This window comes from Pseudoalteromonas sp. NCCP-2140 (genome assembly GCF_023708065.1).
In the GTDB taxonomy this organism is placed as follows: domain Bacteria; phylum Pseudomonadota; class Gammaproteobacteria; order Enterobacterales; family Alteromonadaceae; genus Pseudoalteromonas.
Map to the genome: position 1 here is coordinate 186,914 of NZ_BRCZ01000005.1, position 14,956 is coordinate 201,869.

Here is a 14,956-nt window from a genome sequence, read left to right on the forward strand (position 1 = left end):
CAATAGCTCGCAGCCGCCATTACCAGCACTGATCATGTAATTCGAACTTTTGATAGCTTTCATCGAATCGCTTTATTTGTGTAACGGGGGTTTACAGTTTGCATAAAAAAACCGCAGCTTAATGTCTAAGCTGCGGTATTTTTTAATAAAGCATATTTACTTGTTAAGTAAATGCTTTTCGAAGAAGTTAGCCATCATAGTGTGATAGTGCAGGGTAGTGCCTTTACCTTCTCGTAGGCTGTGAGAACGGTTCGGGTAAGAGAAAAACTCGAACTGTTTATTGTGCTTAACTAATTCGTTAATTAAACGCTCTGAACCTTGGTAGTGAACGTTATCATCTCCTGTACCATGGATCAGTAGCAACTTACCTTGCAGGTCTTTTGCAAAGGTGATCGGAGACGTATTGTCGTAACTTTCAGGATCGGTATTTGGGTTACCTGCATAACGCTCTTGGTAGATAGTATCGTACAAGCGAATATCTGGCACTGGGGCTGAGGCAATCCCAACTTTATATTTATCGCCATGGCGGAATAACAAATTAAGCGTTGAACTACCACCACCTGAGTGACCCCATACACCAACACGGTCGGTATCAATGACATCCCAACGTTTTGCCATTGCATCAAGGGCGTCAACTTGGTCACGCACAGTAATAGAGCCTATTTTTTTATAGATAGATTTACGCCAATCTCTGCCCTTTGGTGCGCGCGTACCGCGGTTATCAACTGAAGCAACAATAAAGCCTTGCTGAGTTAGATACGACTTGTATAAGTAACTGTTACCTTCCCAACGATCTTGTACTGTTGAGCCCCATGGCTCACCATAAACATAGAAAACGATTGGGTATTTTTTACTTTTATCCATATTCGCTGGGAACATGATGTAGCCATCAAGCTCAACACCATCGCGCGCATTAACCGTAAAGAACTCGTGAGTCGGTAATTGCTCAGTCGCTAATTTCTCTTTTAATGCTTTGTTCTCAACTAAGGTTTTCACATTGCTGTGATCGCTTACTTTGATGATCTCTTTCATTGGTGGCGTGCCAAACTTAGAGAAGGTATGCATTGCCCAAGAGGTATCTTTAGACATGTAATAGCTGTTTGAACCATCAAATGACTCAGGCGTTACGCGCACCGGTTTAGAGCTGCCATCAAGCGAGGTACGGAATAAATAACGCTGACCAGGATCATCCGGTGATGCAGTAAAGTACATAACGTTTTTATCTTCGTTGAGCGCTAGCATATCAATGATGTCGTACTCGCCCGGTGTTAAATCAACAACCGTTTTGCCATCGCGAGATACACGGTATAAATGGCGCCAACCATCACGCTCACTGTGCCAAATAAAGAACTTACCGTCTTTTGACCAATTTGCTTTATAAAACCACTCAATAAAGGCATCGTCTTTATCTTCAAGAATTTTAGTCAGCTGCTGTTTTTGCCAGTCGAATAACCAAACCTTGTTGTGGCTTTGCGGACGGTTAAGATCTTGGATCATCAAAGATTCACCAGTGCCTGCCCAGCTAATACGTGGAATATAACGATCGCGATTATCACCACCTAGTTCAGCCCAACGGGTTTTCTTGTCATTAAGACTAACCACACCCACTTTAACCGCTGAGTTCATCTCGCCGGCTTTTGGATACGGAAACTCTTTAAGGGTAGGGTAGAGATCATCGGTGTTATTGATCATGGTGAAGTATTTCACGCCACTGGTATCAAGCTGCCAATAGGCAATTGATTTGTTGTCTGGACTCCAGCGGAAACCATCACGAATGGTAAATTCTTCTTCGTATACCCAGTCAAAATTACCATTAACAATGGTGTCGTTACCGTCAGTGGTTAAAGCAGTCACAGCCTTGCTACCCACTTTTTCCATGTAGATATTGTTATCACGCACGTAAGCTACTTTTGAGCTATCTGGTGAGAACTTAGCAAACATCAGCTTTTTCGCTTCGATGTTTTCGCCACCTAACTGATACAGCGAATCAGTTTCGAGGTTTAATAGCCAAAAATCACCACGGCTACGTGAGCGCCACACTTGCTCGCCATTGGTAAAAACCATCAGCCATTTACCATCTTTAGACCATTGATAGCTTTCAACGGTGAGTGGCTCTTTCTCACCTTTTGGAATTAATTTTTCGTAGCTAACCAGTACCTTACGACCCGTCCCATCAGCGTTATAAAACACAATATCATTGCCTTTTACGCCGTGCTCGTCGTCTTTAGCTTTATCGTCTTGGCTGTTTTTATCGCTTTCGCGCTCTTCAAGTACCGTATAACCAGTACCATCATCGAGCCACGTAAAATAGGTGCTACGCTCAGCTTTAAAGTCTTTTTCTTTATAAATTTGTTCAAGCGAGAGCGAATTAGCCGTTGCGTTCACTGTTGCTGATGGCGTGCTAGCTTGCTCTGTACTTGAGCATGCCTGCAAACCTAAACCCGCAACCACAGCAAACGCAAGGGTTGATGTTTTTATCAAGTTCATTTTGTTGTTCCTAGGTTTTAACTTACCTAGCGTACCAAAATAAACTTATAAAATCTGAGCTTTTATCGTGTTATCAGGGGGGTTGAACTTAAACTCAATCGTCCCACAAGAACATACTGGCTTGCTTGTTGGCAATACGTAGTTCGTAGATATCACTACAAGGGCGCATCGCCGCACCATAGCAAACATGTAACGGCAATAAGTGCTCTTCACGAGGGTGACTAAAACGCGCCGCAGGGGCCATTTGCCACTCTAATAACTTAGCTTGTCGCTGCTGCTCACTCAGCTCAGTATTGCCACATACATCGACTAACCATTGCTCAAAAGCGATATTTTGCGCTTTAATTTCAGCGGTTTCAGGGGTGAAAAATGCGCGCATATTATGAAAAGTAAAGCCAGAACCAATGATCAATAAATTATCGTAATCAAGCTGCTGTAAAGCCTCACCTATCGCTAGGTGTAAGCTTGGCTCAAGGCTTGGATGTAACGACAATTGCACACAAGGTATATCTGCTTCTGGATACATAATCTTCAAAGGCACATACATACCGTGATCAAAGCCACGAGATGGGTTTAATGTGCTATCAATATTAGCCTTTGCCAATGCCTGATGTACTTTTTCGGCAAGGGCTGGTTCACCTGGGCTTGGGTACTCAATACTGTAAGCAGGCTCAGGAAAACCATAGTAATCATAAATTAGCTCAGGAGCAGCGCTCGAAGTGATGCTAATTGGGTTCGCTTCCCAGTGCGCACTCACCATCAAAATAGCTGACGGCTTTTGAATTTTTGCAGCAATAGACTGCAAACAAGTGACCATATCGGCATGACTTGGATCGCCAAGTAAAGGCATAGGACCGCCGCCATGAGAAACAAAGAAAACGCGTGGCTTTTGCATAAATGTGCTCCTTAAATACACTTTTCACTATAGTGCACGCACAAAGATATAAAAACTAGCCAGAAAAACGCACAACTAGAGTGTGAATTTACACATTATTAGTTTGTAAATACTAACTTATACCAATTCGCTTAATAAAGTGGTCTATTTTGAGGCAATAAAACCTCGTTGATAACAAGGCAAAAATTTCGTTATTTAGTTGTTCTAAATCAGAAATTTTTAACGCAGGTAGCGACAGGTTTAATCCCTCAAAATGATTAAGTATTATTGCGGATTGGTATTAGACCCCAAGCTACGTTCATGGCGGGCACTTGCCCTTTTAAGCCACCTTCGAGAGGCTCTTTGCACAGTAATGTTAGTTGATAAAAAGCATCGTAGTGCTGATGTAGCTCATCGGCTACCACACTAAACGGCGGACCCGAAAACTCATTTTGCTGATACTCAAAGACCACCACTAATTGTTTTGCTCTATTGGTTAACTCTAGTAAATGTTGGGTATATCGAATTCGTACTGGCTTTGGTAGCGCAACTAAAGCGGCACGGTCATAAACTGCGTTGATAGTGCCAAGATCAGCTGCAGTAAGTGCAAAAATATCACCCACCCAAACGGTTAGATTTGCGCCTTGGTAACATAATAGTTCGCCGTGTTGGCTAATTTCGGGTTCTAGCTTTAACTCATCAAATAACTGCTTAATGGCAATCTCACTCAGTTCAGCCCCGACAACACGCATACCTTGCCCAAGTAAATAATGAATGTCGTGAGTTTTTCCGCACAGTGGTACAAAAACAGTATCGCCTTGCTGCAAATTCAAGTTAGTAAAATACTGATCTAGATAACGGTTAACGTCTCCTTCATGAAAACCAATTTCGTTATTTTCCCAACGTTGATGCCAATGCTTTGCGTCCATTACATACTCCTAAATAAATTGAATGAATTGAGCTGATAAATATATTCCGACACCAAAAAGTAGGTGAGTTACAGCACTTTTTAAGCGGGCTTGAAGTGGGTTTGCTGTTTTCGTAGCCATTATCCCCATCCCTAAAGCGGGCTGCATAACAAAAAATGGCATAGATACGCTAGCTAATCCAAATATAGATGCAGCGATTAAGGTGGGCTGTTCAAGCCAAGCAATACCGACCAATAATATAAAAAGAAACGAAAATAAAACACCAATAAAGTAGTGTAAACACCAGCCAAACACGCACTCAAACTGCTTAACTGGACTAGTTGCTATATTCAGGTGCTTAAACTTTCCATCTAATAAAGCCAAGCCCCAACGGCCAACTAAACAAAAGTTTAATGACGGTATCTTAAACACTTTAGCCAGCATAAAAGCATAAAGATCAATGAACAAAGTCGCCGCTATGCCTACAAAAGTTATCACATAAATATCATTAACACTCATAATTAGATGCTCTTAAATGATTTAATAAAAGACATGATATCTAATTGCAAAAATGCTAAAAATAGCAAGATAAGCAAACTATGATTGCATAAATGAGAACATGATTGACGATATTGCTCTATTCATACAGATTGCTAAACAAGGCGGCCTAAGTAATGCGGCTGAGAGCTTGTCGTTGCCTACCGCAACTGTATCGAGACGCTTGCAACGACTTGAGCAACGCCTAGGCGAGCAGCTTTTAAATCGCTCAGCAAGGCAATGCACGTTAACACAAGCAGGAGAGGTATATTTTCAAAGTTATGTTGAATTAATTGAGCAGTTTGAACAAACTCACCGCCAGCTTAATGATCAAAAAGCACAATTATCAGGAAAGCTTAAAGTTTTAGCACCTCTGAATATTAGTCATGGTTTCTTAAAGCCGATGTGGCTCGCATTTACTAAACAGTACCCTGATATTCAACTTGAGTTATTGCTTAATAATCAACTTGAAGATCTCAGAAAAAGCCAAGCTGATATAGCAATAAGAGTCGGGCCGCAGGCTGATTCTATGCTCCATCAAAAAAAGTTAGGCAGTGCTGATACATTATTTGTAAGCACTAAAGCATACCTTAATTCGGCACCTGCCATAGAAGAGCCTGCAGATTTAAAACAGCATAGGTTAATTGGTACCACGTTGAGAAATAAATGGCAGCTAACTAATACACAAACAAATGCAACTCATACTCACATGTGCCGCTTTGCTAGTACTTTTAACGATACTGGATTTGTAAAATACTTAGTTTGTGATGAGCAAGGTATCGCTTTGTTACCTCGGTTTGAGGTTATCGATGAATTAAAATCTCAGCAGCTAGTTCAGGTACTGCCACACTGGCGAGGAGAAAACCGCGACATTTATGCCATCTGGCCAAGCGCACGTTTACTGAGTAAAAAGGCTGCCTGCTTAAAACAGTTTATAACTGACTACATGGCTGAGAAATTATAACGTCTGCCATTTATATTCCATCTGTTTGGCGGTCAGTAGGGCGTGTTCGTAACTAATAAATTCAGCGAGTAACGCTAGGCTCATATCAATGCCTGCAGAAATTCCCCCAGAGCTGGTAAACTTACCGTCGGTGACCCAACGAGTATCTGAAATCACATTGAGCTTAGAAAACGTAGCAGCCAGCTCAGGTTGATCTTGCCAATGAGTCGTGACATTTTTACCGTTCAAAAGCCCTGTTTTGGCAAGCAAAAACGCCCCCGTACAAACACTCGCAACACGCTTGGTGTTAGTAGCTGTGTGTTTTAACCAAGTAATAACCTCTGCTTTTTCTAGCTCTCGTGTATGGTCGCCACCAACCACAACAAGGAGATCAAGCGAAGGGCAGTCAGCAAAGCTGTAATGGGGGTTTACACTATAACCACCGCGGGCAAGTACAGGACTATCACTTTCGGCAATTAAACTCACTTGCCAATCATTATTCGCTAGGCGCTTAGCAGTACTAAACACCTCAAACGGACCTGAGAAATCGAGTACTTCGGCATCATCATAGATGTAAATTCCAATATTCATACAATTGTTCCTATTATGTGGATTTATTTCTCAAGTAAAAAAACGTACTATGCCATTTTTGCAGTTCGTTAATGACATATTATTAAATTGCGCACTGTATACAAACAAAACTTCAAGGCATTGTTAATGCGTTTTTTATTTTTATTGAGCGTGCTGCTGGTTGGTTGTAAAACAACACAGCAAAGCGTTGCTGAAATTAGTGAAGTATCGCCGGGCACTATTTATTTTCAGGGCGAAACATCAAAGCAAAATGTTGAAAAGTTCGAACAGTTATTAGTAAGTAGCGATCAACAAATCAACACCTTGGTTATTAATAGCCAAGGTGGTGATGTGATGGCGGGTTTACATTTAGGTGGCTTAGTTCATGAATATCAACTCGATGTTGTGGTACACGAGCTTTGTGCATCGTCTTGTGCCAACTATGTACTTACCGCAAGCCCACATGTCCTCGTTGAAGAGCAAGCCGTTATCGGCTGGCATGGGGGCTCATTACAGCCATTATACGTGCCCATGGAGCAACCGCCTGAGGTCGCTAGCTATATAGCAAAATGGCAAGCCGCAGAGCGACAATTCTTCGATATCATTAATGTTGAACAGGCGGTTACTATCATAGGTATGATGCCTGGTATTACAGAGAAACGTGATTCTGCTATTTATAGTTACGACGCCCAAACCCTGAAGCGTTTAGGGTTACATATTGAGTTTGCTGGTGCGCAAACAGGGAAGTCAGCAAGTGGCGAAAAAATCGCGCAGATATTCGAACTTGAAGAGTCTGTACTTAACCACTTTTTAATGCTCAACGATATCGTTTCAGCCGAACTTATTAACTAATAAAAAGCCAACATGACGTTGGCTTTTTTGTATCGCATTTAATCTAACTCTAATTGGGCTTTTTCAACAGTTTCCGCGGGTAACTCTTTTTGAACAGAAACCCCCAACTCTTTGAACTCAGAGGCCTGCTTAATCAAGTTTCCTTTACCGCGGTACAGCTGAGAAAACGCTTTATCATAGCTTTCTTTGGCGCGGTCTAACTGCTTACCAACCCCTTCCATACTGGTTAGGAAACCATTGAGCTTGTTGTAAAAACGCTCAGCACGGGCGGCAAGCTCTTTTGAGTGTTTAGTTTGCTCTTCAAAACGCCACAATTGTTTTACGATGTTCAAGCTAGTCAATAAGGTCGTTGGAGTTGCAACTAAGATATTTTTTTCGATTGCTTGCTGATAAATATCACCCTGGTACTTAAGCGCTTCAACAAATGCAGACTCTATGGGTACAAACATGATCACCACTTCGGGGGAGTTAATACCTGGTAGTCTGTCGTAGGCTTTGCTTGCTAACTCGTTTATACGTGATTGCACCGCCGTGACATGCTCTTTAAGCGCTTGCTGCGCTTCAAGCTCTGTATCGGCATTTACATAGCGTGTATACGCGTTTAAAGAGGTTTTCGCATCGATAACTAAATGACGTTGCTGAGGTAAATACACCACAACATCTGGGCGTAGACGGCCATCTTCTGTGTTAAACGATACTTCTCGCTGATAATCTACTCCAGCACGCAGCCCTGCGCTGTCTAGTACATTTTCAAGCATTAACTCCCCCCAATTACCTTGGGTTTTCTTTTGCCCTTGTAATGCGGTGCTCAGCCTATCAGCTTGTTCGGTGATAGCTTGGCTTTTAGCCTGTAAATGCAACAACTCAGTTTTTAGTGCTGCACGCTGCTTTAGATCTTCAACGTGGATCAATTCCATCTTATCGCGAAAGCCTTTTAGCTCTCCCTGAACCGGTTTTAAAAGTTGCTCAATACTTTCTTGGTTTAAGGTTTTAAAACGTTGCGATTTTTCTTCAAGGATTTGATTAGCGAGGTTTTCAAACTCTTTTTTGAGTTGCTCTTTGCTTTCTTTGATATGACTAAGCTGCTCTTTAAAATGCAGTTCTTTTTGTTCTATAGTGCTTCTTAAGGTACTTAAATCAACATCGCGCTGATTAAGTGCAGCTTTAGTATCAGCAAGCTCAGCTTCAACTTGACGCCAAAACTGGTTGTATTGTTGTGCTTGCTTTTCTTGTTCAACAAAGCGGGTTTTAAAGTGTTGAGACTCATCACGTTGTTCAGCGTAATCTTGCTGTAACTGCGAAAGCGTAAGTTGGCTTTGTTCAAGTTGCAGCTGCTTTTGTTCTAAATGATTTTGCTGGATTTGCTGACTATTTTGCAGTTCGGTTAATTCATTTTTTAAGCGACTTTTTTGTAAGGCAAAAATAACACCACTTGCAACAGCACCTACAGCAGCACCAAGCACACCACTTTGCCAATTAATCTGTGCAATCAGCTCTGTAATCATAACGAAAACTCAATAACTTAAAGACACATCATCATAACGAATTAGTGCTCAGCAGAGTAGGGGGTTTAGGCATAAAAAAAGCCAGCTCAAAGTGAGCTGGCTCTAACATTACTAAAATTTAGTAACCAAATGGGAAATCAACATAATGCTTATGTAAACTGCAATTTAACAACAAGCATAATAATAGACGCCCCAAAATTTGATTAGTTCAAAAAAACTTTAAAAAAATTTAATTTTTTATCAGAGCAAGCATTTGCTCTTCATCAAATTGAGTGAAACTCATTGATTTTTCGGTAAATAATGCATCAACAAGGGCTTGCTTATGCTGCTGCATTTTAAATACTTTTTGTTCAATTGAGTTGGCCATAATTAATTTATAAACAAAAACAGGGTTAGTTTGGCCAATACGGTAGGCACGATCTGTCGCTTGTTTCTCAACAGCAGGGTTCCACCAAGGATCAAAATGAATCACAGTATCAGCTTGAGTTAGGTTTAGCCCTGTACCACCGGCTTTAAGGCTAATTAAGAATACGGATGTATCACCTTGAGTAAACTCTTCGATAACACGGTCGCGGTGTCTTGTTTGCCCGGTAAGCATACTAAAACTGATGCCTAATTCATTTAATCGCTCTGCTATGACATCAAGTGCCATGGTGAATTGACTGAATATAATCACCTTACGACCTTCGCTAAGCATGATAGGCAAATGCTTAGATAACCATTCAAGTTTAGCGCTGCCAGCCTGTGAACTAGGGTCGATCAATTTTGGATGACAGCAGATTTGTCTGAGCTTTAATAATGCATCTAAAAAGGCTAGCTTACTTTTTTGCACACCTTGCTGTGCAAATAGGTCAACTAATTTCTGCTCTAAAGATTCAGTTATACCGGTGTAAATTTCCTTTTGTTTGCTCTCAAATTCAAACTCTTTAACTAGCTCTGTCTTCTCTGGGAGCTCTTGTGTTACCTGTGCTTTAGTGCGACGCAAGATAAATGGCATAATCAACGACTTAAGTTCATCAGCTCGGGCAACGTCGTTATCACGCTCAATAGGCGTTTGAAAATAGCTCTTAAAATGTGCTTGCGAACCAAGTAAAGAAGGCATTGCAAAGTCGAGCAAAGATTTAAGCTCAAATAAGTTATTTTCGATAGGCGTGCCGCTTAAGCAGAGCTTAAAGTCTGCATTAAGGCGCTTAACCAAGCGTGAAACCTGCGCAGCGTCGTTTTTAATATATTGCGCTTCATCAAGAATGATGTTTTCAAAATATAGTGGCGAATAAAAGGCAATGTCACGCTTCAACAGTGGGTAAGTTGTTAAAATACAATCTGCTTGCGACAACTGTTGTAATTGGTCGCTGCGCGCAGCACCGAAGACGGTGGTAATTTTTAAGTTACTCGCAAATTTATTAATTTCACTTTGCCAGTTACCAACCAAGCTGGTTGGGCAAACAATTAACGTGGGGCCTGCTTGTGGTGATTGCTTGGCATTAGCTAAAAAGGCAATAACTTGTAGGGTTTTACCTAGCCCCATGTCATCAGCCAAAATACCACCAAGCTGGTGACGTTTTAAAAAGTTAAGCCAATCAACACCGTGTTGTTGATACTCACGCAATTGCACCCCCTGGTTTAAGCCTTGAATATCGGACTTTTTAATAAGCTGTTGTGAGCTATTTAATTCAGATAGATAAGCATCTAGAGCATCGTCAACAATATTAACCTTAATTGCTTTTTGCTCGATGAGCTTAGGCAAAAACGACAAAGGCATTAAGATTTCGTCACGGGTTTTAATATGCTCAAAACGTTCACGATAATCATTAAGCTGCATCATCGCGGCCTTTTCAACCACAGCAAAGCGTTTTCCTACAGTAAAGTAATAAAAGCGCTCACTTTGTCGATTAAGCGATTGATAAGTATTGTTATCAGTGACAAACAACTGTTGAGTTTTAACACCAGAGATCACGATTTTACTAACTATCTGATGACCTTTACCACGCTCAACTTGCAGTGAAAGTTGTTTAAGGACTTTGCCGACTGCTAACTCATCATTAATTTTCCAACCGCGTTTTAATAAGTTTGGAATTATTTCAAACTTTAACCAATGCTCATGAATAACTGATTGTTTATTAAAGATAAACTCAGTTTGTAAAGCCCCTTTACATAATTCAAAGCCAAGGTTAGTTAACTCATTTACAACGGTGTTTTCTAATGACTGGTTTAATATATCAGCTGGCGCCTGGCTTAAATCATACAAAGAGTTTTGATAATTAAACTGCAATCCTAAGCGGATTGTGCCCTCGTCATTATTAATACTGATGACAGGGAATACAGTTCGAGCTAGGCTTTTTTTGCTTTCCTTAAATGCATGAGGGATCACACCTTCACCAAAATTATCATTGAGCTGTTGATAAACGCGGTCAAAGTTCTCTGTGTGAATAGCAGGCATATTGGCAAGTAACGCTATTTCATCAGCCGTTAACGGAGTACGAATTCGGCCTACTTTTAGCTTTTCAGGGTCAAGGTAAGTAGGGGGGGTTGTTTTTAACAATAACCAATTATCTTGGCCAGCAAGCGTCATGCTCAATGACGTTAAATCTTTGTTTTGTTTCCAATCAAACTCTAACGCTTGCATACTGTCAGCTTTAATTGCTTGGCGCGAACGGCCTAAAAACAAACGCTGGGTGGCAATTAATTGCTGTAGTGCTGCAAAGCCCCATTGACCTTTAAGCTCTAGTTTACCAAGGGCATTTTGAGAACGGATCCAGCTATATAACCGAAAATCCGATTCTAATAAATCAGTAGGGGTTACAAAACTATTTAATTGCTGCTCGGTAAGGTTACGACCAAGAGTATAGTTATGCTCAGCGTCATAATTAGCTATTTTAGGAGTAAGGGTTACAACAGATTTCTCTACATCAAGAACAAATAATAAAACCTGTTTGGCATTGTCATTAGCAACTTGCTTAAGGGTTTTTAGCTCACTAAACCAATCGTTAATAATGTAGTCTTCACCGTAGTCACCTGAATGTTCAATTTTGAGTTTTAGGAGCACAGCTGCAATATGACGGCATTTAGTTTTAGAGCCACAAGTACAATGCGAATCGACCGAAAAACCACTTGGTAATTTACTGATCTCAATATGCTGAGTAAAGGTATTTCCTTCGTTACCAAACATAGATGCATCAATAACGCTAAAATCACTGTTATGTTCTAACCAGTTGATTTGGCCGTTCTGGTGATACTCTTTTGCTTTACTTAACACATGCGGCTTAAATAGCTGTTTGATGAAGCGCTCAGACAGAGGAAACTGAGTTTCTTGCTCTTGTTTGATTTCTTCAAAGATAGCTAATAAGTCATTTTTGGATAAGTTAGCAGACATAACGCTTTTGGCAGTAAAAACAAAAAATAATTCTGCCAGTATATGATCTATCGGCCCAGAGCTAAAGCACTATTGAGCAATATTGGACTGGTTGGAGCTGATAACTTAGTAAAAACCTGCTTTAAAATAAAATCAAAGCTGAAAACTGACATGCTGAGCATTTAACAAACAACAATCGCACAAGATACAAACAGGTTAATAACAAGGCAGGGGCTTTACAGATCAATTTTTTACTAAGCAATCTAATTATGAAACGAAAAGCCCTGTAAAGGGGTTATTAGTTGGTAAAAAACTGATCTGAGAGTGTAATAAGTACCAATTTCACTGGTAATAGATCACTATTTTACTAACAAAAGGAAGGGGGGAGATCACGCTTTTACTAACAGTAAAAGCGTGAGAGATCATTCTTTTACTAACTAATTAAAGCTATTTAATAGCTTAGTTAGCTGCTCTAAGCGTTTGTCTGTCATCACTTTATTATCGATTTTCACAGATAAATCACCGCTTTTGATGTTACGTTGTACGCTGACAAACTCACTATCAATAAGGGCTTCGCGACGGCTTGGCGCTGCAGGCTCAGCAGTTAATAGCTTGGTAATTGCAAGAGCACGTTTATCATCACTGCTAATTTGCGCTATTTCGCTATCACTACTTACGTCATTGACAAGCTTGGTAAACAGCTGCTCATCACGCTCTTTGGCACTAATAAGCTTTTTAGCGACTTCACGGCCAACATGATTCGCTGTTGGGTAAAGACTTAAAACCTCAGAAGGTAGGTTCTCATACGCTTTGATAGCATCAGCAATAGCAGTGTGTGATACACCCTCAATTGCCGCAATTTCACGATAAGAACCTTTTTTACCCTCAGCAATAAGCTCATCACGGGTCTGTTGATATGCTTGACCTAGCTCCCATAGACTTGGGGCAATGTATTGATCTGATGATACAGCAAGAATTTTAGCATCTTGATCTGTGAAATCTTCAGAGCTTAAAACTAAGTAATCAGAGTTACTTAAGATACATGCTTTACGACGACGAGAGCCTGCTAATACAAGCATTTCGTCACCTTTATCCCAACATAGGGCAGGGTGCTGATTACGGCCGTCTTCGGCAATTGCAGGAAGGATATCGGCAACTGACTTTTCATTTAGTAATGATTGTACACGACGGTTTTTACCATAGACCTTTGTTTTAGCTTCAATTTCTGAGCTTGAAATAACCTTACACACCAAAGTAATTTGACGTGTAGGATCGCTTGGAGCAGGCATACTGATAACATCACCAGCTGAAGCTTGCTCTAGCAAAGCATCTAAACTGCTACTTTCGATAGACGTTGAAAAAGGGTCTAAGCTGGTATCGTTTTTACGTTTTTTAGCCATTTTTATTAATTACCTTACTTAGCTGTATTTAGAGACGATTGAGTTGACTGCCAATTAGAACGGATCAGCATTTCAAGTTCATCTACAACATCTTTGATATTTTCTTGCGCACGAAGTAGTGACTCACGACTAGCTAAGCTATCTGACGTTTTTTGATCAAAAATGGTATTAAAAGAAGATGAGCTGGCGGTAATTGCCGAGCTATGATTGATTGGGTAACTCATTACTTGACGACCAAATGCACTACGAACATCTTTAACGATGTCGCGCTGTGAATGGTTCCCTTTAACATAGTTAGTTACTAAGAACTGCATGAAGTCCCAACCTTGGTGGCCAAGCGCAGCAACTGTATGGTAAATCTCGCCTAATCGCTTTAAGTATTTATTGTTTGCATCAAAGTCTACAGCTTCAGGATGAACAGGGATAAGCATCGATGTAGAAGCCATTAATGCATTATAAAACATAAAGTTAAGTGATGGAGCTGTATCAATTAGAATAATATCAAATTGATCTTTTACCGGTTCAATAACTTTTTCGAGCAATTTATGATAGTGACGAGTTTTATCATAACTAGAGCTATCTTTTAATAAAGTTGCTGTTTCATGCTCGAAGTAAAAATCATCCATACCAGAAGGCAAAATACGAATATTAGGTATATGGGTAGGTAAGAAAGAGTTTGATACTAATTCATCCCAGGTTTCATTTTCATCGAGTTCAATACAGTCACGCATTAAGTCACCCACAGTAATTGGGTCTGGCTCACTTGGTGGGAAAAAGCTTGATGAAGAACCTTGTGGATCAAGGTCAATAATACCAATTCTGTAACGTTTAATATTGGTAGTAGCAAGTGCAGCGGCAATATTTACCATGCTGGTAGTTTTACCACAACCACCTTTTAACGAGTTAATAACGATAACTTGTAATTTATCATCAACTGTACGGTGATCAGGCTTAATATCCATGATATCAGCCATAGCAAAAATATTTACCAAGGTATAAGCGTAGTGGCCATTTGCACCACGTTTGATATCAAGTGCATCAAAGTCACCATTATCATGACGTCGTTTTAAGGTACGATTATTACAACCTAATAAGTCAGCGGCTGCTTTTTGCGTATAAGTACGAAGTTCTTTTTCTTCAGACTTTAAATGGGCACGATAATGTTGAATACGTCCTTCTAGCGATTTTTCAGCAACTTCTGCTGTCGCTTTTAGTAACCTATAAGTGGCTAGCGCATTATTATTGATAGACATACTTTCTTCCTCAAAGTTATGCTTTAAGTATAATGTCCATTCAAATTGCTGTAAACAAGTATTTAAGGTGACATACCTTTTATTTATAAGACATTTAATAAAAATTTGTAACTTTACTGATACTAAGTATAAATAAGTAAGTTTAATATCGGTTAAGTATATAGGTATATAAGGTTAAGATGCTAAAATAGTGAAGTATATGACTGATTTCATTAAATATTTAGTAAAAAGCCAGATCGTGTTTTTACTTGGTAAAGATCAGATCTTTAATGACT

At 40.1% G+C, this 14,956-nt stretch carries 11 protein-coding genes; 2 read left to right on the forward strand and 9 right to left on the reverse strand.

The genetic code is table 11. The features are described from left to right. Positions 1-156: 156 nt before the first annotated feature. The 4 genes from NFU46_RS12420 to NFU46_RS12435 form a co-directional block, all read right to left on the reverse strand. Entirely contained in the window at positions 157-2,487 is a 2,331-nt protein-coding gene (locus NFU46_RS12420) for a S9 family peptidase (RefSeq protein WP_251602236.1), read from the reverse strand. Positions 2,488-2,581: 94 nt separating this feature from the next. Continuing rightward, complete coding sequence (locus NFU46_RS12425) at positions 2,582-3,382, reverse strand: class III extradiol ring-cleavage dioxygenase (RefSeq protein WP_188728577.1); 801 nt, start codon at positions 3,380-3,382, stop codon at positions 2,582-2,584. A gap of 257 nt (positions 3,383-3,639) precedes the next feature. Beyond that, positions 3,640-4,290 carry a thiopurine S-methyltransferase gene (tmpT, locus tag NFU46_RS12430; protein ID WP_251602238.1) on the reverse strand — a complete coding sequence of 217 codons (651 nt, stop codon included), beginning with the start codon at positions 4,288-4,290 and terminating at the stop codon, positions 3,640-3,642. Between the two features lie 9 nt (positions 4,291-4,299). After that, the gene (locus tag NFU46_RS12435) at positions 4,300-4,788 is read right to left on the reverse strand and encodes a DUF2938 domain-containing protein (protein ID WP_251602240.1); all 489 of its coding nucleotides are present in this window, start codon (positions 4,786-4,788) and stop codon (positions 4,300-4,302) included. A 100-nt stretch (positions 4,789-4,888) separates the two neighbouring features. Between NFU46_RS12435 and NFU46_RS12440 the strand changes: the two genes are divergently transcribed. After that, positions 4,889-5,770, forward strand: coding sequence for a LysR family transcriptional regulator (locus NFU46_RS12440; RefSeq protein WP_175079933.1), 882 nt, complete (start codon positions 4,889-4,891; stop codon positions 5,768-5,770). Here the strand turns inward: NFU46_RS12440 and NFU46_RS12445 are convergent. Then, complete coding sequence (locus tag NFU46_RS12445) at positions 5,765-6,340, reverse strand: DJ-1/PfpI family protein (RefSeq protein ID WP_175081415.1); 576 nt, start codon at positions 6,338-6,340, stop codon at positions 5,765-5,767. The two genes, NFU46_RS12440 and NFU46_RS12445, sit on opposite strands and share 6 nt — an antisense overlap. A gap of 126 nt (positions 6,341-6,466) precedes the next feature. On the opposite strand from NFU46_RS12445, the gene NFU46_RS12450 reads away from it, so the two are divergent. After that, positions 6,467-7,171 carry a hypothetical protein gene (locus NFU46_RS12450; RefSeq protein WP_251602242.1) on the forward strand — a complete coding sequence of 235 codons (705 nt, stop codon included), beginning with the start codon at positions 6,467-6,469 and terminating at the stop codon, positions 7,169-7,171. Between the two features lie 38 nt (positions 7,172-7,209). Here NFU46_RS12450 and rmuC read toward each other — a convergent pair whose 3' ends face one another. The 4 genes from rmuC to NFU46_RS12470 form a co-directional block, all read right to left on the reverse strand. After that, on the reverse strand, positions 7,210-8,676 hold the full coding sequence (gene rmuC / locus NFU46_RS12455; protein WP_175079936.1) for a DNA recombination protein RmuC: 1,467 nt from the start codon (positions 8,674-8,676) through the stop codon (positions 7,210-7,212). A gap of 229 nt (positions 8,677-8,905) precedes the next feature. Further along, complete coding sequence (locus NFU46_RS12460) at positions 8,906-12,049, reverse strand: DEAD/DEAH box helicase (RefSeq protein WP_175081416.1); 3,144 nt, start codon at positions 12,047-12,049, stop codon at positions 8,906-8,908. Positions 12,050-12,465: 416 nt separating this feature from the next. Continuing rightward, positions 12,466-13,428, reverse strand: coding sequence for a transcriptional regulator (locus NFU46_RS12465; protein ID WP_251602244.1), 963 nt, complete (start codon positions 13,426-13,428; stop codon positions 12,466-12,468). A gap of 14 nt (positions 13,429-13,442) precedes the next feature. Continuing rightward, entirely contained in the window at positions 13,443-14,681 is a 1,239-nt protein-coding gene (locus tag NFU46_RS12470; RefSeq protein ID WP_175081417.1) for an AAA family ATPase, read from the reverse strand. Positions 14,682-14,956: the final 275 nt, after the last annotated feature.